The sequence below is a fragment of the Escherichia sp. Lx600-2 genome, from assembly GCF_036662595.1.
Lineage (GTDB): Bacteria > Pseudomonadota > Gammaproteobacteria > Enterobacterales > Enterobacteriaceae > Escherichia > Escherichia coli.
The window spans coordinates 14,506-33,128 of record NZ_JAYQWM010000024.1 but is presented as its reverse complement, the minus strand read 5'-3'; the positions used below and the strand labels follow the sequence as shown (position 1 = coordinate 33,128).

The window sequence follows — 18,623 nt, the reverse complement described above, 5'->3', positions numbered from 1 at the left end:
ATGCACGCTTATCTTCACTGTCTTTCCCACTCGCCGCTGGTGGGGTATGTCGACCCGGCGCAAGAGGTGCTCGATGAGGTCGATGGCGTGATTGCCAGCGCCCGCGAGCGTATTGCGGCTTTCTCCCCTGAACTGGTGGTGCTGTTTGCGCCAGATCACTACAACGGCTTTTTCTATGACGTGATGCCACCGTTCTGTTTAGGCGTTGGAGCGACGGCAATTGGTGATTTCGGTAGTGCGGCAGGAGAGCTGCCAGTGCCTGTGGAGTTGGCGGAGGCCTGTGCGCATGCCGTCATGAAGAGCGGGATCGATCTTGCCGTTTCTTACTGTATGCAGGTGGACCACGGGTTCGCCCAGCCGCTGGAGTTCCTGCTCGGTGGGCTGGATAAGGTGCCAGTTCTGCCTGTGTTCATCAACGGTGTCGCCACGCCGCTGCCCGGTTTCCAGCGTACCCGCATGTTGGGTGAAGCCATTGGACGTTTCACCAGCACTCTCAATAAACGCGTGCTGTTCCTGGGTTCCGGTGGGCTTTCCCATCAGCCGCCGGTGCCCGAACTGGCGAAAGCCGATGCCCATATGCGCGACCGTCTGTTGGGGAGCGGGAAAGATTTACCCGCCAGTGAGCGCGAATTGCGTCAGCAAAGGGTGATTAGCGCCGCTGAGAAGTTTGTTGAGGATCAGAGAACTCTGCATCCGCTCAACCCGATTTGGGATAACCAGTTCATGACTTTGCTGGAGCAGGGACGCATACAGGAACTGGATGCCGTCAGTAACGAAGAGCTTTCCGCCATTGCCGGAAAGTCGACACATGAAATCAAAACCTGGGTCGCCGCTTTTGCCGCTATTTCTGCGTTTGGCAACTGGCGTAGCGAAGGGCGTTATTACCGCCCAATCCCGGAGTGGATTGCCGGATTTGGCTCGTTAAGCGCCAGAACAGAGAACTGAATATGCAGGAGAAGATGATGAGTTATCAGCCACAAACCGAAGCTGCCACCAGCCGTTTTCTGAATGTAGAAGAAGCGGGTAAAACGCTGCGCATCCATTTTAATGACTGCGGACAAGGCGACGAAACCGTTGTCCTGCTGCATGGTTCCGGCCCGGGTGCTACTGGCTGGGCGAACTTCAGCCGCAATATCGATCCGCTGGTAGAGGCGGGCTATCGGGTGATCCTGCTGGATTGTCCGGGTTGGGGCAAGAGCGATTCGATCGTTAATAGTGGTTCGCGATCGGATCTTAATGCACGAATCCTGAAAAGCGTGGTGGATCAACTGGATATCGCCAAAATCCACCTGCTGGGCAACTCGATGGGTGGCCATAGTTCTGTGGCGTTCACCCTTAACTGGCCGGAGCGCGTCGGCAAACTGGTGCTGATGGGCGGCGGTACGGGCGGCATGAGTTTGTTTACGCCGATGCCAACCGAAGGTATTAAGCGACTGAATCAGCTTTATCGTCAGCCGACTATCGAAAACCTGAAGCTGATGATGGATATCTTCGTTTTTGATACCAGCGATTTGACCGACGCCCTGTTTGAAGCGCGCCTGAATAATATGCTGTCGCGCCGCGATCACCTGGAAAATTTCGTTAAGAGCCTGGAAGCTAATCCGAAACAGTTCCCGGATTTTGGCCCACGTCTGGCGGAAATCAAAGCGCAAACCCTGATTGTCTGGGGGCGCAACGACCGCTTTGTGCCGATGGATGCGGGTCTGCGTCTGCTGTCCGGCATTGCCGGTTCTGAACTGCATATCTTCCGCGACTGTGGTCACTGGGCGCAGTGGGAACATGCCGACGCTTTCAATCAACTGGTGCTGAATTTCCTCGCACGTGCTTAAGGAACGGTCATGACGAAGCATACTCTTGAGCAACTGGCGGCGGATTTACGCCGCGCCGCAGAGCAGGGCGAAGCGATTGCGCCGCTGCGCGATCTGATTGGTACCGATAACGCTGAAGCGGCCTACGCCATTCAGCACATAAATGTGCAATATGACGTTGCGCAGGGGCGTCGCGTGGTGGGGCGTAAAGTGGGCCTGACACATCCGAAAGTGCAGCAACAACTGGGCGTTGATCAACCGGATTTCGGGACTTTATTTGCCGACATGTGTTATGGCGATAACGAAACCATTCCTTTTTCCCGTGTTCTGCAACCCCGCATTGAAGCGGAGATCGCACTGGTGTTGAACCGCGATTTACCCGCAACTGATATCACCTTCGACGAATTGTATAACGCCATTGAATGGGTACTTCCGGCGCTGGAGGTGGTGGGGAGCCGCATTCGCGACTGGTCGATTCAGTTTGTCGATACCGTGGCAGATAACGCTTCCTGCGGGGTGTATGTCATCGGCGGTCCGGCGCAACGTCCGGCGGGGTTAGACCTGAAAAACTGCGCCATGAAGATGACGCGTAATAACGAAGAGGTTTCCAGCGGGCGCGGCAGCGAATGCCTGGGACATCCGCTTAATGCCGCCGTCTGGCTGGCACGCAAAATGGCCAGTCTGGGTGAACCGCTGCGCGCCGGAGATATCATTCTTACCGGGGCATTAGGTCCGATGGTGGCAGTGAATGCGGGCGATCGTTTTGAAGCCCATATTGAAGGCATAGGTTCAGTTGCTGCGACATTTTCAAGCGCAGCCCCAAAAGGAAGTCTGTCATGAGTAAGCGTAAAGTCGCCATTATCGGTTCTGGCAACATTGGCACCGATCTGATGATTAAAATTTTGCGTCACGGTCAGCATCTGGAGATGGCGGTGATGGTCGGCATTGATCCTCAGTCCGACGGTCTGGCGCGTGCCAGACGTATGGGCGTCGCCACCACCCATGAAGGGGTGATCGGGCTGATGAACATGCCTGAATTTGCTGATATCGACATTGTATTTGATGCGACTAGCGCCGGTGCTCATGTGAAAAACGATGCCGCTTTGCGCGAAGCGAAACCGGATATTCGCTTAATTGACCTGACGCCTGCTGCCATCGGCCCTTACTGCGTGCCGGTGGTTAACCTCGAGGAGAACGTCGATCAACTGAACGTCAACATGGTCACCTGCGGCGGCCAGGCCACCATTCCAATGGTGGCGGCAGTTTCACGCGTGGTGCGTGTTCATTACGCCGAAATTATCGCTTCTATCGCCAGTAAATCTGCCGGACCTGGCACGCGTGCCAATATCGATGAATTTACGGAAACCACTTCCCGAGCCATTGAAGTGGTGGGCGGCGCGGCAAAAGGGAAGGCAATTATCGTGCTTAACCCAGCAGAGCCACCGTTGATGATGCGTGACACGGTGTATGTATTGAGCGACGAAGCTTCACAAGATGATATCGAAGCCTCAATCAATGAAATGGCTGAGGCGGTGCAGGCTTACGTACCGGGATATCGCCTGAAACAGCGCGTGCAGTTTGAAGTTATCCCGCAGGATAAACCGGTCAATTTACCGGGCGTGGGGCAATTCTCCGGACTGAAAACAGCGGTCTGGCTGGAAGTCGAAGGCGCAGCGCATTATCTGCCTGCCTATGCGGGCAACCTCGACATTATGACTTCCAGTGCGCTGGCGACAGCGGAAAAAATGGCCCAGTCACTGGCGCGCAAGGCAGGAGAAGCGGCATGAACGGTAAAAAACTTTATATCTCGGACGTCACGTTGCGTGACGGTATGCACGCCATTCGTCATCAGTATTCGCTGGAAAACGTTCGCCAGATTGCCAAAGCACTGGACGATGCCCGCGTGGATTCGATTGAAGTGGCCCATGGCGACGGTTTGCAGGGTTCCAGCTTTAACTATGGTTTCGGCGCACATAGCGACCTTGAATGGATTGAAGCGGCGGCGGATGTGGTGAAGCACGCCAAAATCGCGACGTTGTTGCTGCCAGGAATCGGCACTATTCACGATCTGAAAAATGCCTGGCAGGCTGGCGCGCGGGTGGTTCGTGTGGCAACGCACTGTACCGAAGCTGATGTTTCCGCCCAGCATATTCAGTATGCCCGCGAGCTCGGAATGGACACCGTTGGTTTTCTGATGATGAGCCATATGACCACGCCGGAGAATCTCGCCAAGCAGGCAAAGCTGATGGAAGGCTACGGTGCGACCTGCATTTATGTGGTGGATTCTGGCGGTGCGATGAACATGAGCGATATCCGTGACCGTTTCCGCGCCCTGAAAGCAGTGCTGAAACCAGAAACGCAAACCGGCATGCACGCTCACCATAACCTGAGTCTTGGCGTGGCGAACTCTATCGCGGCGGTGGAAGAGGGCTGTGACCGAATCGACGCCAGTCTCGCGGGAATGGGCGCGGGCGCAGGTAACGCGCCGCTGGAAGTGTTTATTGCCGCCGCGGATAAACTGGGCTGGCAGCATGGGACCGATCTCTATGCGTTAATGGATGCCGCTGACGACCTGGTGCGTCCGTTGCAGGATCGTCCGGTACGAGTCGATCGCGAAACGCTGGCGCTGGGATACGCTGGTGTTTACTCCAGCTTCCTGCGTCACTGTGAAACGGCGGCGGCGCGTTATGGCTTAAGCGCGGTGGATATTCTCGTTGAGCTGGGCAAACGCCGAATGGTTGGCGGTCAGGAGGATATGATCGTCGACGTGGCGCTGGATCTGCGCAACAACAAATAATGATGACTGCCGAGAACGTGCATTTTGTATGCCCATCCCAGCACGACTGCCGGATGCGGCGTAAACACCTTATCCGGCCTACGGGTGGCGTGAGAATTTGTAGGCCTGATAAGACGCGTTAGCGTCGCATCAGGCATCTGCACCCGACTGCCGGATGCGGTAAACGTCTTGTCCGGCCTACGGATGGCGCGGGAATTTGTAGGCCTGATAAGACGCGTTAGCGTCGCATCAGGCATCTGCGCACGACTGCCGGATGCGGCGTAAACGCCTTATCCGGCCTACGGATGGCGCGGGAATTTGTAGGCCTGATAAGACGCGCAAGCGTCGCATCAGGCATCTGCACACGACTGCCGGATGCGGCGTGAACGCCTTATCCGGCCTACATTTCGCCCGTAGGCAGTCATTAAATAGTTCTGATTACGCGGCTGGCAATGTATCAGTCGCGATTCACCTGCACTCGCAACGAGGTTCATCTTATGTCGACTCGTACCCCTTCATCATCTTCATCCCGCCTGATGCTGACTATCGGGCTTTGTTTTTTGGTCGCTCTGATGGAAGGGCTGGATCTTCAGGCGGCTGGCATTGCGGCGGGTGGCATCGCCCAGGCTTTCGCACTCGATAAAATGCAAATGGGCTGGATATTCAGCGCCGGAATACTCGGTTTGCTACCCGGCGCGTTGGTTGGCGGAATGCTGGCGGACCGTTATGGTCGCAAGCGCATTTTGATTGGCTCAGTTGCGCTGTTTGGTTTGTTCTCGCTGGCAACGGCGATTGCCTGGGATTTCCCCTCACTGGTCTTTGCGCGGCTGATGACCGGTGTCGGGCTGGGGGCGGCGTTGCCGAATCTTATCGCCCTGACGTCTGAAGCCGCGGGTCCACGTTTTCGTGGGACGGCAGTGAGCCTGATGTATTGCGGTGTTCCCATTGGCGCGGCGCTGGCGGCGACACTGGGTTTCGCGGGGGCAAACTTAGCATGGCAAACGGTGTTTTGGGTAGGTGGTGTGGTGCCGTTGATTCTGGTGCCGCTATTAATGCGCTGGCTGCCGGAGTCGGCGGTTTTCGCTGGCGAAAAACAGGCTGCGCCACCACTGCGTGCGTTATTTGCGCCAGAAACGGCAACCGCGACGCTGCTGCTGTGGTTGTGTTATTTCTTCACTCTGCTGGTGGTCTACATGTTGATCAACTGGCTACCGCTGCTTTTGGTGGAGCAAGGATTCCAGCCATCGCAGGCGGCAGGGGTGATGTTTGCACTGCAAATGGGTGCGGCGAGCGGGACGTTAATGTTGGGCGCATTGATGGATAAGCTGCGTCCAGTAACCATGTCGCTACTGATTTATAGCGGCATGTTAGCTTCGCTGCTGGCGCTTGGAACGGTGTCGTCATTTAACGGTATGTTGCTGGCGGGATTTGTCGCGGGGTTGTTTGCGACAGGTGGGCAAAGCGTTTTGTATGCCCTGGCACCGTTGTTTTACAATTCGCAGATCCGCGCAACAGGTGTGGGAACAGCCGTGGCGGTAGGGCGTCTGGGGGCTATGAGCGGTCCGTTACTGGCCGGGAAAATGCTGGCATTAGGCACTGGCACGGTCGGCGTAATGGCCGCTTCTGCACCGGGTATTCTTGTTGCAGGGGTGGCAGTGTTTATTTTGATGAGTCGGAGATCAAGAATGCAGCCGTGTGCCGATGCCTGACGCGCCTTATTAAGCAGGGGCGAAAGGGACTTGCCCCCAATACACCCACGGCGTTTACAGGTATACTCGCTAAAAATTATTCAGCGGGTTTGGAAACAAAGATGGCAAAACTTACCTTACAAGAGCAGTTGCTCAAAGCAGGATTAGTCACCAGCAAAAAAGCGGCGAAGGTCGAGAGAACGGCGAAAAAATCGCGAGTTCAGGCGCGTGAAGCTCGGGCTGCGGTAGAAGAAAATAAAAAGGCACAGCTTGAGCGTGATAAACAGCTTAGCGAACAGCAAAAACAAGCGGCGTTGGCGAAAGAATATAAAGCTCAGGTGAAGCAGCTTATTGAAATGAACCGGATCACCATTGCCAATGGCGATATTGGTTTTAACTTCACTGACGGCAATCTGATTAAGAAGATTTTTGTCGATAAGCTCACACAGGCGCAGTTGATTAATGGTCGTCTGGCGATTGCCCGCTTGTTGGTCGATAACAATAGCGAAGGTGAATACGCAATTATTCCCGCCAGCGTTGCCGATAAAATTGCTCAGCGTGATGCCAGCAGTATTGTGTTGCACAGCGCGCTCAGTGCCGAAGAGCAGGATGAAGACGATCCGTATGCCGACTTCAAAGTGCCTGATGATTTGATGTGGTAAACATAGATAAGTCGTGCGCAGATGCCTGATGCGACGCTATGCGCGTCTTATCATGCCTACGGCTTACGGGCGAAATGTAGGCGGATAAGGCGTTCACGCCGCATCCGGCAGTCGTGCACTATTATTAACGCATATTCAGTTTATTGGCGTGGTAGGCAATATGCTCGCCAATAAAACTGGAGACAAAATAATAGCTGTGGTCGTAACCCTCGTGATAACGGATTAACGTCTTGATATTCATCTCCTGGCAGATCTTTTCAAGATTTTGAGTCCGCAGCTGTTCCGCGTAAAAATCATCACTCAACCCCTGATCAACCATGATTTCCGCAACGCGTTGACCTTGTGAAATAAGACTCACCGGATCGTAATCCAACCAGGCATCTTTATTTTCACCAAGATATGCGGCAAAGGCTTGCTGTCCCCACGGTACTTGCGATGGGGAGACAATGGGCGAAAACGCCGAGACGCTGACATATTCATCTGGGTTACGTAACGCCAACACCAGCGCGCCCAGCCCGCCCATAGAATGACCTGAGATAGACTTTCTGGTCGTTGCCGGAAAATGTTGCATCACTAAATCCGGCAGCTCGTTGCGGATATAGTCATACATTTTGTAATGTTCATTCCACGGCGCTTGCGTCGCGTTCAGGTAAAATCCGGCACCTTGCCCGAGATCGTAACGGTCGGCATCTGCGACATGACTGCCTCGCGGACTGGTGTCCGGCGCAACAATAATAATGTTGTGCTCAGCCGCGTAACGCTGCATCCCCGATTTAGTAATGAAATTCTGCTCATTGCAGGTCAGGCCCGAAAGCCAGTACAGTACCGGTAATTTTTCACCTGCGGCCTTTGGCGGGAGATAGACGCCGACATTCATTTCACATTTCAGTGATGCGGAATAATGCCGATACACATTTTGCCAGCCGCCAAAGCTGGCATGTTTTTCAATGAGTTCCATCAGTCATTATCTCACGGTTAATCCCCCGGACGGCTGCCCGGGGAGAGTATTAAGAACCCCGTCTGAAGTGGACGGGGTATACCTGCGGGCAATCAGTAACGAATTACGGTTCGAATGGATTTGCCTTCATGCATCAGGTCGAAGGCGTCATTAATTTCATCCAGGCTCATGGTATGCGTGACAAACGGTTCCAGATCGATATCACCTTTCATCGCATCTTCAACCATACCCGGTAACTGGGAACGACCTTTCACGCCGCCAAACGCGGAACCTTTCCATACGCGACCAGTGACCAACTGGAATGGACGGGTGGAGATTTCCTGACCGGCACCCGCGACCCCGATGATCACCGACTGACCCCAGCCGCGGTGCGCACTTTCCAGCGCCGCACGCATCACGTTGACATTACCGATGCATTCAAAGGTATGGTCGATACCCCATTTGTTGATATCCAGCAGGACATCTTTAATCGGTTTGTCGTAGTCATTCGGGTTAATGCAGTCGGTGGCACCGAAGCGACGCGCCAGATCGAATTTCTTCGGGTTGGTATCGATAGCGATAATCCGTCCCGCTTTCGCCTGACGCGCGCCCTGAACCACTGCCAGACCAATCGCGCCAAGACCAAACACAGCAACAGAATCCCCTGGCTGGACTTTAGCTGTGATGTGTACCGCGCCAATACCGGTGGTCACGCCACAGCCCAGCAGGCAGACGTGTTCATGGTTTGCTTCTGGATTAATTTTTGCCAGAGACACTTCCGCGACTACGGTGTATTCACTGAATGTAGAACACCCCATGTAGTGATAAAGCGGCTGCCCGTTGTAAGAAAAACGGGTGGTGCCGTCTGGCATCAGGCCTTTACCCTGGGTTTCGCGAACCGCAACACAGAGGTTAGTTTTGCCAGAACGACAGAACTCACACTCGCCGCACTCTGCGGTGTAAAGCGGGATCACATGGTCGCCTGGTTTGACGCTGGTTACGCCTTCACCGACTTCAACCACAACGCCAGCCCCTTCGTGACCGAGAACCACCGGGAATACACCTTCCGGGTCATCGCCGGAGAGGGTAAATGCGTCGGTATGGCAAACGCCGGTATGGGTGACTTTAATCAGCACTTCACCTTTTTTCGGTGGTGCAACGTCAATTTCAACGATTTCCAGCGGTTTACCGGGAGCAAATGCAACGGCAGCACGTGATTTCATCTCTCGCTCTTCCTCAATATGGTAATAGATTCAGCTATTTAAGATAGGCACGAACCAGTTCAATAGTGTCGTCAACGGATTGGCTGACTTCGCGGCTGTAGCAGTCATTTCGGTCAAACGTTTCCCGGATATGGCTTTCAAGCACTTCTGCCATCAGCCCATTAGCCGCGCCCCGAACGGCAGCGATCTGTTGGAGTATGGCACGGCATTCGGCATCACCCTCCAGCGACCGTTCCAGAGCATCAATCTGCCCCCGAATACGACGAACTCGAGTAAGGACCTTTTTCTTCTCTTCCGGAGTACTGGGCATTTCGCACCTCATCATCTGCACGCAATATACTATAGGGGGGTATGCTATATGTCGATACATACCCCCCTATAGTATATAACACTGGAGAATAATTGTTGTCCGAAGCCTAACCAGGTGAACGGTCCCTCAAGACAGATGGGGACCGTTTATGTGCTATTTTTATGCCGCATCCGCTAAAACAAACATCCCGTAAGGATGGATTTCGAGGTAATAGTGCTCACCAATATCGGGCTGTAAACGGGTGGCGTTTACTTGTAATAAAATCTCCTGTCCATGCCACTCTACGGTCACTTCGTACTGCGGCCCCATGTAGGCGACATGGCGAATAACACAACGCTGACTCTCTTCGCCGTGATTGCTTAAGGTGATGGCTTCCGGGCGAACGCCGACGGTGCCGCTACCTTGCGCCGGGAAATGCGCCGCGCGCGGCAGGCGATAACCGTAGATATCGACATACTCTTCGCTAAAGTTCGCCGGGAACAGGTTGGCGTCGCCCATAAAACTTGCCATAAATCGGGAGGCTGGCTGACGATAGAGATCTTGCGGTGAGCCAATCTGCATGATGTGACCTTTATTCATCACCAGCACAGTGTCGGACACCGCGAAAGCTTCACTTTGATCGTGAGTGACGTAGAGCGACGTGATATTAAACTGCTTTTGCAGCTCGCGGATCTTATCGCGCATACTGCGGCGCAGGTTGGCATCGAGGTTACTTAACGGCTCATCAAACAGCAGCACCTTTGGCTTGAGGATCAACGCGCGGGCCAGTGCCACACGCTGTTGCTGACCACCGGAAATCTGATCGACATAGCGGTCCTCGAAGCCTTCCAGATCCACCATTGCCAGCGCCTCCTTCACCCGCTGTTTCACTTCGCTACGCGACACGCCAAGCATCTTCAGCCCGTAGCCAACGTTTTCACCCAGCGACATATGCGGGAACAGAGCGTATGACTGAAACACCATGCAGATATCGCGCTGTTGAATGGAACGATGCGTGACATCTTCGCCATCAATAAAAATTTGCCCTTCGCTCGGTTTTTCCAGCCCGGCAACCAGACGCAAAATGGTGGTTTTGCCACAGCCGGAAGGACCGAGCAGCGTCACCATTTGCCCTTGTGGAATGGTGAGATTGATATTGTCGATAACCGTATTACTGCCGAATCGTTTAGTGACGTTGCGCAGTTCAACAAAATTTTTCTGACTCATAGTGCGCTCCATTACGCCTGGTTTTTGGCTTTAGAACGGGAGATACGAGCTTCTCCGATCAGCCAGTCAAAGAGGAAAATAATCGCCAGCATCACCACGATCAGAATCGAACCATAGGCGATGGCTACGCCATATTCGCCGTCTTCAACGCGGTTAAGAATGTAGGCGGTTGCCACGCGGGTGTCCGGCGTGACGAGAAAGACGATGGCGCTGACCGTCGTGATGGCCCGCACAAAGCTGTAGATCAGGGCCGAGAGAATGGCCGGACGCAGCAGCGGCAGTAAAATGTGGGTTATGGTTCGCAAGGAACCCGCGCGCAGGCTGAGTGAGGCTTCATCCAGCGATTTGTCGATCTGCCCCAGACCCGCAATCCCGGCGCGAATACCCACCGGAACGTTACGCATCACCATCGAGATAATCACAATTGCCGCCGTTCCGGTGAGATAAACCGGAGCGCTGTTAAAGGCGAGAATATACGAGACGCCCGCCACCGTACCCGGTACGGCAAAGCACAGCATGGTGGTGAACTCGATGGTCTTTTTGCCTTTGAATTGTTGACGCACCACCACCCAGGCGATGAGCAGGCCAAAGATAGCGGTAATGGGAGCGGCAATCCCGGCGTAGAGCAGGGTATCCAGCAGTGAAGGCCACGCGCCGTCGCTCATTCCCTGACCAAATAGCTTGATAAAGTTATCCAGCGTCAGGGTGTAGTCCACGCCCCAGTTCACCGTGAAGCTGCCGTAGAAAATGCTGCCGTAGAGCAGGGCGTTAAAGGCAATCCATATCGCAAGTATGGCGACCACGCTCCACACCAGGGTGACCGGTAGCGGCTGGACGTCGCCACGGTAGGATTTGCCGGAAACCGTGACGTAAGAGCGTTTACCAATCCACATATACTGGATGCAGAACACCAGCAGCGAGAACAGCAGCAGGAAAGCGCCAAGGGTGCTGGCGGCCTGATAATCCAGCTGCGAGCCGGTAATATAGAAGTAAATTTGCGTCGCCAGTACGTCGAAGTTACCGCCAAGTACCAGCGGGTTACTGAAATCAGCCAGTGACTGTACCACGACGATTAAAAAGGCATTGGCGAGTGCGGGCTTCAACAACGGCACAAACACGCCGTTAAAGGTTTGCCAGCGGCTGGCGCGCAGGGTGTAGGAGGCCTCTTCCAGCGAGGGATGAATGGTTTTAATGGCCCCGTCGAGGATCATAAATGCCATTGGCGTGAATGCCAGAACCTGTGCCAGCCAGATCCCGGTAAAACCGTACAGCCAGTTGGTGTTGGTCAGCCCAAACCACTCCACCATAAATTCCGTAACATAGCCGGAGCGCCCCATCATGAGCGTCACGCCTAAGCCGACCACAAACGGTGGCGTAACGATGGGCAAAATGGAAAAGATGCGACCAATAATGGCGCTGCGTTTAGCGATGCGCGTGGTATAAATCGCCAGCACCAGGCCGAAGAAAGCACAGCCTATCCCCACCGCTATCGACAAGACGATAGAGTTGACGATCACCTGAACAATATGTGCCTGCGAGAGCACGGTCATAAACGCCAGCGGGGCGAACTCTCCCGCGTCGTTGGTGAACATCGGGATAAAAATGGCGATGCTCGGCCAGACGATAAAAATGCCAATCAGCGCCACAATCGCAATCAGTGAGCCGATCACGAAGCGGTCGCCACCCAGCCATTCGAGGCGGGTTAAGGCCAGCGTCATAATCGCGCCTAGTTCGACAAACAGCACGATGGCGGCGTAGCCTAAACCGCGTCCAACCACGGTGGCGCTGATGACGATAAACGCCATACAGAGCAATGCCCAGCCGGCATCGAAATAATGACGGCTACGTTGGTCGCGCGTGGCCTCACTAAACGGGCGGACCAGCAACAGGCTCGGGAGTAAATACCACAGCCAGCTGATATTAAAATGCGACCAGCCGTACGCCCCGAGGATCTCATCACTCGTGGACTCCAGCAGGCCATAATCGAGGCTCCAGCTCGGCAACAGGACAAATGCCAGCCAACCCAGCAAAACCCAAAGGAAAATCGCATCCCGCTTTTTCACGGGATGGAGTGCAAGTGTCTGTGACATAGCAGTTCCGGTATGGTTGGCCGGGGCAGGCGTCTGCGCTGCACCCGGCAAATGCGCCTAATGCGGGTTTATTTACCCATTTTTACTTCGCTAACCCATTTATTAATCAATGCCTTACGAACATCCGTGGAACCGTATTTGTCCATGTCGTAGTTGATTAATTTCAGGTCGTCGAGCTTCAGTGAGTTTGGCGACGTTTCGGCGATGGTATTGGTCAGGATCTGATAAGACTTCCCTTTCTTCCACGCCAGTTCCTGCGCTTCTTTTGATAATACCCAGTCCACAAACAGTTTGGCGTTGTCGAGGTTGCGTGCGCCTTTCAGAATGCTGACGCCGCCAATTTCGTAGCCTGTACCTTCACACGGGGAAATCAACTCTAGCGGCGCGCCCTGTTCTTTTTCCAGCGAGTAGTCATGCAGGAAGCCAATACCAATCGCCGTTTCGCCACGGGCGGCGTTACGTGCCGGGGCTATGCCTGATTTGGTGTACTGAGAGACGTTGGCGTTCAGTTGTTTTAGATAATCAAAGGCCTGATCTTCCCCCCACAGCTGCGCAAAAGTAGCCAGGGCGGTGTAGGCAGTACCGGAACTTTGCGGATCGGCAATTTGAATTTCGCCTTTATATTCCGGTTTGGTGAGATCTTTCCAGCACTTCGGCACCGGCAGGTTTTTCTCTTTCAGACGATCGGTGTTTACGCCAAAACCGAGGATCCCCACATAAACGGCAGAGGACAGATTCCCTTTCACTTTTGCCGGATCGCGGAATTTCTCCATGATCTGCTCAAGGTTAGGGGATTTATACGCCTGTAGCAGGCCCATCTCGCCAGCCTGCGATTGCGGGTCTAAAGTGCCGCCGTACCAGACGTCAGCCTGGGGGTTTTTCTTTTCAGCATCGACTTTTGCCAGGGTGCTTCCGGAACCGTTGCGGATAAACGAGGTTTTTACATCATATTTCTCGCCAAACGCTTTGGTTTCGGCCTCACACATTTCATTGGTGGCGCTGCAATAGACCACCAGCCGGCCTTTTGCCTGCGCGGCACCCGTTAAAGTCGCCAGCGCAACGGCAGAAGCAATCAGAGTAGAGGTAAAGGTCATTTTCATTGTTTTATCCTTCGAGCGTGAGTGGTGGTGATGCCCGCCATCAGTAACGGCATCAGCAGTAAACCCATAAGTACTGCGGCGACCGAGAGTAAACTGAACATTCCCGGCCAGCCGTAGCGTTCGATGACCAGCGACAGCGGCCAGCCTGCCAGCGCCGCGCCAAGGTAAGCGAACAGGCCGAGAAATCCGGTGATTGAACCCGCCGCAGCTTTGTGCCCACACTCCACCGCCGCAAGTCCAATCAGCATTTGTGGGCCAAAGACGAAAAAGCCCACGGTAAAAAAGCACACTGCCAGCAGAGCGTAGTGATGAACCGGTGCCAGCCACAGTGCGGCGACTGACACCATCAACCCCAACGTGAACAGCAAAATCATTGGCGCTCGTTGCCCGCTAAACAGCAAATCCGATCCCCATCCGGCAAATAACGCGCCGAGTAAGCCGCCCACTTCAAACAGCATTACCGTGGCGTTGGCGCTGAGCAGGTTGACACCGTGGCTTTCCGTCAGCCAGATATTGCCCCAGTCGTTAAGCGCAATCCGGATCACATAAACCAGTACATAAGAGACGCCCAGTAGCCAGATCAGCGGATTTTGCAGCATGGTGGTGCGCAACATTTGCCACAGCCCCATCGGCGGACTTTGTTGTTCCTGACGTAACTCCAGCGGATCGTGACGCCAGTGACCAACTGTCGGTAATCCCTCTTCCTGGGGCGTGCCTTTGAGTTGTAGCGTTAACCAGATCCCTAATGCCATGCTGATTATCCCCGGTGTCAGCATCGCGGCCTGCCAGCCCCACCAGTGGGCGGCAAAGGCGCTAATCAGCGGAATAATCGCTCCGCCAATGTTGATCGACATATTCCAGCAGCCCCACCAGAAACCGCGCTCATTGCGTGAGTACCAGTGGGTCAGCAAGCGGGCACACGGTGGCCATCCCCAGCCCTGAAAAAAACCGTTCAGTGTCCAGACCACAAGCAGAAGCGTAAGTGATTCGCCAAAGGCAAACACCACGTTCAATAACCCGGTGGCGAACAAGCCGACGCCCATAAAACCGCGTTGTCCGTGGCTGTCATGCCACAGTCCGGCGGTAAATTTCGACAATCCGTAGCTGAGATAAAACAGCGAACCCAGCAGGCCAATGTCGCCTTTATCCAGTCCGAGGTCGGTTTGTAGCGCCGGAAGGACGTAATTCACGCTTTTTCGCGTCAGATAAAATGCGGCGTAGCCAATAATCATGCACATCAGCAATCGCGGACGTAATGTCCGGTAGCATTGATTAATTTCTCTCGCTGAACGCGCGTGCATGGTTGTCTCCATGTTGCTGACTATATGAAAATGAAAGTGAAAGGGGATGAGAGAAAATCCGGGATACCTAAGACTTTTTCCTGGTTATCCGGCGATTTGTTGCAAAAATGTGGGCAAGTTAACAATTACCCGCGTGCCGTGCTGTTTTTCGAGCGTTAAGTCGCCGCCCAGGGCGCTGACGCGCTCACGCATCCCCTGAATGCCAAATCCGGCCATTTTCCCGCTGGCGATCCCCACACCGTTGTCGCTGACTTCCAGATGCAATACCTCTCCCTGCTGGCGCAGGATAATCGTCACTTCGCTGGCTTCGGCGTGTTTACAGATGTTATTGAGCAACTCCTGCAATAACCGATACAAGGTAAAGCGCACCGTTTCGTTTTCTGGTGTGGAGTTCAGTTGATAGGCAAACTGGCAATGAATGCCGCGTTCACTAAAGGCAAATTCATTAATCAGATGCAACAACGCTTCGCGAAATGTCAGTTCATCAAGCGCGGGAGGCCGCAACTGGCGCAGCAATTGGCGGGTGGAGAGATGAATGCGGCGGGCGAGCTCATTGATTTGGCTGGCTGCGGATTGAATTTGCGCCGGATCACGCGCCCGCTTCACCAGTTGCGACTGGATCTGAATGGCGGTGATGTTCTGACCGATTTCGTCGTGCAGCTCTCGCGCCAGGTTTTTTCGCGTGTCCTCCTCGGTGTGGATCAGCTTTTCCGCCAATGCCCGCCGCGCTGCCAGCTCGGCCTCCAGCCGTTGTCGGTAATGGTGCAGGTTTAGCGCCAGATGTTGCTGGCGACTGATGGCAATGCCCAGGCCAATTCCCAGCAAGGCCTGGGTCGCGAGGAAAATCTCCAGCTCCACCAGGTTACTAAAGCCCACGCCAATCTGGCGGGCGATGGTGATCATCATGCTGCCCAAAAGCCCGGAGAGTACGCCACCTTGCCAGCCAAATTTCCACGCCATCACCACATTGGGCAAAAAGACCACGATCAACAGCAGACGTTCAATTTCAGGTGACAGCACCATCTGAGTGCCGATACCAATAATAAAAAACAGGCTACACCAGATGATTAAAGAGGTACGCAAGGGGGGATTATGCGTATCGAGTCCCAGGAGCTGGTAGCGATGCTGCTGGCGCAGAAACTCAAAGATAAGATAGACAAACGGCGTCAGTAATACGCCGCCGGTAAATGAGGTCAAACCCGGCAGCATTATTGGGTCTGACATAAAAGGGGAGAGCAGGGCGGTATTCAACAATGAAGCTGCCGTGACAGTGGCTAACAGCAACGTCAGACGCTGCCAGTAAAGTGGAAAACGGTGCCAGAAGTTTTGCGCAAGGAGGACAGGAAACAGGCTAATAACCGGCGTTGCCAGCATGAGATAACCGTTCAATAGCTGTTCACTATGGAGCCAGAACATCATCAGCAAAGGGGGGAGCACCAACGCAGGCCAGTAGCGGCGAGAGAGCAAAATAACAAGGGCGAGATAAACTCCCTGCGGGAGAAACAACACCGCCTGTTGACCGTTATTGGTCAGATAAAAGCTGAGCGTCCACAGCATCAGCCAGCCGGTTCCCCAGGCCAGCACAATAAACAGCGAAATCACCCAATGACGAAGATTGCGCGACATTAATGCCCCGCCAGCAGATGGTGGTCGAGCGCAAAATGTACCAGTTCAATGGTGCTATGGCAGTTCAGTTTTCCCAGCACATTGGCGCGATGCACATGTACCGTTTTATGACTGAGTTCGAGTTTAAAGGCGATCTCTTTAACGCTGTCTCCTTTGACCAGTAAATCAAACACTTCACGTTCTCGTGGGGTGAGAATTTCCAGCGCCTGGGCGGGTTGCCCGCCGCCGCGTAAAGCCCGAATCGCATCGGCACAGAGATAATGCCCGCCCAGCCCGACCGAGCGCACCGCCTGTACTAACTCTTCCGGCCCACAGCGTTTGGTTAAATACCCGCTGGCACCGGCATCCAGCGCGCTTTGCACAAAGGTTGGCGCGTCATAAATGCTAAGAATAATGGCGCGAAATTGCGGTTTTTGTGCACGCAGGCGCTTAAGCAAACTGAGGCCGTTTTCGTCCGGCATGGCAATATCAATGACGGCAACATTGACGTCATCACGGATTAATGCCGACCATGCCTGCGCGGCACTACTGTACTGACCAATGACCTCCAGATCGTCTTCCAGAGAGAGTAATTGTGCGAAGCCAGAGCGCACCACCACATGGTCATCCACCAGCACTACCCGAATCATACTTTTCTTCTCTTATTATCTAATTCTCCTATCATGCATCACGGCGCGGCGCTGGCAATCAACCAGCGACAGATATGGAATGGATGTAACAAAATGGCAATAATTTGCCGGAGCGCGCACATCTTATCTGGCTTGTGAACCGGCGGGATACGTTCGCCAAAACCGCAAAATGCGCAAACTCGCTAACCATTGCCGATTTTTTTCTAAAAACGCTTTGTTCTTAACAAGACCTTTTAATTCCTTTATCAAACTGACCCGCAACGAAATACTGCTCCCATAACAAGACAGGGGAGCAGATAATCATGGCAATTTCATCGCGTAACACTCTTCTTGCCGCACTGGCATTCATCGCTTTTCAGGCGCAGGCGGTGAACGTCACCGTGGCGTATCAAACCTCAGCCGAACCGGCGAAAGTGGCTCAGGCCGACAACACCTTTGCTAAAGAAAGCGGAGCAACCGTGGACTGGCGTAAGTTTGACAGCGGAGCCAGCATCGTGCGGGCGCTGGCTTCTGGCGACGTGCAAATCGGCAACCTTGGTTCCAGCCCGTTAGCGGTTGCAGCCAGCCAACAGGTGCCGATTGAAGTCTTCTTGCTGGCGTCAAAACTGGGTAACTCCGAAGCGCTGGTGGTAAAGAAAACTATCAGCAAACCGGAAGATCTGATTGGCAAACGCATCGCCGTACCGTTTATCTCCACCACCCACTACAGCCTGCTGGCGGCGCTGAAACACTGGGGCATTAAACCCGGGCAAGTGGAGATTGTGAACCTGCAGCCGCCCGCGATTATCGCTGCCTGGCAGCGGGGAGATATTGATGGTGCTTATGTCTGGGCACCGGCGGTTAACGCCCTGGAAAAAGACGGCAAGGTGTTGACCGATTCTGAACAGGTCGGGCAGTGGGGCGCGCCAACGCTGGACGTTTGGGTGGTGCGCAAAGATTTTGCCGAGAAACATCCTGAGGTCGTGAAAGCGTTCGCTAAAAGCGCCATCGATGCTCAGCAACCGTACATTGCTAACCCAGACGTGTGGCTGAAACAGCCGGAAAACATCAGCAAACTGGCGCGTTTAAGCGGCGTGCCTGAAGGTGACGTTCCGGGGCTGGTGAAGGGGAATACCTATCTGACGCCGCAGCAACAAACGGCAGAACTGACCGGACCGGTGAACAAAGCGATCATCGACACCGCGCAGTTTTTGAAAGAGCAGGGCAAGGTCCCGGCTGTAGCGAATGATTACAGCCAGTACGTTACCTCGCGCTTCGTGCAATAAAA

17 protein-coding genes are annotated in these 18,623 nt (G+C 54.1%); 8 read left to right on the top strand and 9 right to left on the bottom strand.

Features of this window, described 5'->3' with window-relative positions:
* From mhpB to OQV04_RS11180, 7 genes are all read left to right on the top strand, one after another.
* Complete coding sequence (gene mhpB / locus OQV04_RS11210) at nucleotides 1–945, top strand: 2,3-dihydroxyphenylpropionate/2,3-dihydroxicinnamic acid 1,2-dioxygenase (protein WP_021556541.1); 945 nt, start codon at nucleotides 1–3, stop codon at nucleotides 943–945.
* A 17-nt stretch (nucleotides 946–962) separates the two neighbouring features.
* Nucleotides 963–1,829, top strand: a complete 867-nt coding sequence (gene mhpC / locus OQV04_RS11205; protein WP_000121896.1) for a 2-hydroxy-6-oxonona-2,4-dienedioate hydrolase — start codon at nucleotides 963–965, stop codon at nucleotides 1,827–1,829.
* A gap of 9 nt (nucleotides 1,830–1,838) precedes the next feature.
* Entirely contained in the window at nucleotides 1,839–2,648 is an 810-nt protein-coding gene (gene mhpD, locus OQV04_RS11200) for a 2-keto-4-pentenoate hydratase (protein WP_032280363.1), read from the top strand.
* Nucleotides 2,645–3,595: an acetaldehyde dehydrogenase gene (gene mhpF / locus OQV04_RS11195; RefSeq protein WP_000044325.1), complete on the top strand. Its 951-nt coding sequence runs from the start codon at nucleotides 2,645–2,647 to the stop codon at nucleotides 3,593–3,595. Before mhpD ends, mhpF begins: the two co-directional genes overlap by 4 nt.
* Nucleotides 3,592–4,605, top strand: coding sequence for a 4-hydroxy-2-oxovalerate aldolase (gene mhpE / locus OQV04_RS11190; protein WP_001013507.1), 1,014 nt, complete (start codon nucleotides 3,592–3,594; stop codon nucleotides 4,603–4,605). The genes mhpF and mhpE overlap by 4 nt, the downstream gene beginning before the upstream one ends.
* A 476-nt stretch (nucleotides 4,606–5,081) precedes the next feature.
* Nucleotides 5,082–6,293 (top strand): 3-(3-hydroxy-phenyl)propionate transporter MhpT, encoded by a 1,212-nt coding sequence (gene mhpT / locus OQV04_RS11185; RefSeq protein WP_032280364.1) that lies wholly within the window; start codon nucleotides 5,082–5,084, stop codon nucleotides 6,291–6,293.
* Between the two features lie 101 nt (nucleotides 6,294–6,394).
* Nucleotides 6,395–6,934 (top strand): DUF2058 domain-containing protein, encoded by a 540-nt coding sequence (locus OQV04_RS11180; protein WP_001096705.1) that lies wholly within the window; start codon nucleotides 6,395–6,397, stop codon nucleotides 6,932–6,934.
* 124 nt (nucleotides 6,935–7,058) lie between these two features.
* Here the strand turns inward: OQV04_RS11180 and fghA are convergent, their stop codons facing one another.
* The 9 genes from fghA to OQV04_RS11135 all read right to left on the bottom strand — a co-directional run bounded on the left by fghA (nucleotide 7,059) and on the right by OQV04_RS11135 (nucleotide 17,356).
* The gene (fghA, locus tag OQV04_RS11175; RefSeq protein ID WP_032280365.1) at nucleotides 7,059–7,892 is read right to left on the bottom strand and encodes an S-formylglutathione hydrolase; all 834 of its coding nucleotides are present in this window, start codon (nucleotides 7,890–7,892) and stop codon (nucleotides 7,059–7,061) included.
* Between the two features lie 92 nt (nucleotides 7,893–7,984).
* Nucleotides 7,985–9,094 (bottom strand): S-(hydroxymethyl)glutathione dehydrogenase, encoded by a 1,110-nt coding sequence (frmA, locus tag OQV04_RS11170; protein WP_032280366.1) that lies wholly within the window; start codon nucleotides 9,092–9,094, stop codon nucleotides 7,985–7,987.
* A gap of 34 nt (nucleotides 9,095–9,128) precedes the next feature.
* Nucleotides 9,129–9,404 carry a formaldehyde-responsive transcriptional repressor FrmR gene (gene frmR, locus OQV04_RS11165; protein WP_001141271.1) on the bottom strand — a complete coding sequence of 92 codons (276 nt, stop codon included), beginning with the start codon at nucleotides 9,402–9,404 and terminating at the stop codon, nucleotides 9,129–9,131.
* A gap of 159 nt (nucleotides 9,405–9,563) precedes the next feature.
* On the bottom strand, nucleotides 9,564–10,610 hold the full coding sequence (gene fbpC / locus OQV04_RS11160) for a ferric ABC transporter ATP-binding protein (protein WP_000078831.1): 1,047 nt from the start codon (nucleotides 10,608–10,610) through the stop codon (nucleotides 9,564–9,566).
* Nucleotides 10,611–10,621: 11 nt separating this feature from the next.
* Nucleotides 10,622–12,700, bottom strand: a complete 2,079-nt coding sequence (locus OQV04_RS11155; protein ID WP_096959983.1) for an ABC transporter permease — start codon at nucleotides 12,698–12,700, stop codon at nucleotides 10,622–10,624.
* A 68-nt stretch (nucleotides 12,701–12,768) separates the two neighbouring features.
* Nucleotides 12,769–13,800, bottom strand: a complete 1,032-nt coding sequence (locus OQV04_RS11150; RefSeq protein ID WP_032280368.1) for an ABC transporter substrate-binding protein — start codon at nucleotides 13,798–13,800, stop codon at nucleotides 12,769–12,771.
* Entirely contained in the window at nucleotides 13,797–15,113 is a 1,317-nt protein-coding gene (uhpC, locus tag OQV04_RS11145; protein WP_001312597.1) for an MFS transporter family glucose-6-phosphate receptor UhpC, read from the bottom strand. The genes OQV04_RS11150 and uhpC overlap by 4 nt, the downstream gene beginning before the upstream one ends.
* A 72-nt stretch (nucleotides 15,114–15,185) precedes the next feature.
* Nucleotides 15,186–16,727 (bottom strand): MASE1 domain-containing sensor histidine kinase, encoded by a 1,542-nt coding sequence (locus OQV04_RS11140; RefSeq protein WP_101969342.1) that lies wholly within the window; start codon nucleotides 16,725–16,727, stop codon nucleotides 15,186–15,188.
* Nucleotides 16,727–17,356 carry a response regulator transcription factor gene (locus tag OQV04_RS11135; RefSeq protein ID WP_000621915.1) on the bottom strand — a complete coding sequence of 210 codons (630 nt, stop codon included), beginning with the start codon at nucleotides 17,354–17,356 and terminating at the stop codon, nucleotides 16,727–16,729. The genes OQV04_RS11140 and OQV04_RS11135 overlap by 1 nt, the downstream gene beginning before the upstream one ends.
* 302 nt (nucleotides 17,357–17,658) lie before the next feature.
* On the opposite strand from OQV04_RS11135, the gene tauA reads away from it, so the two are divergent.
* Complete coding sequence (gene tauA / locus OQV04_RS11130) at nucleotides 17,659–18,621, top strand: taurine ABC transporter substrate-binding protein (RefSeq protein WP_001018417.1); 963 nt, start codon at nucleotides 17,659–17,661, stop codon at nucleotides 18,619–18,621.
* Nucleotides 18,622–18,623 lie beyond the last annotated feature (2 nt).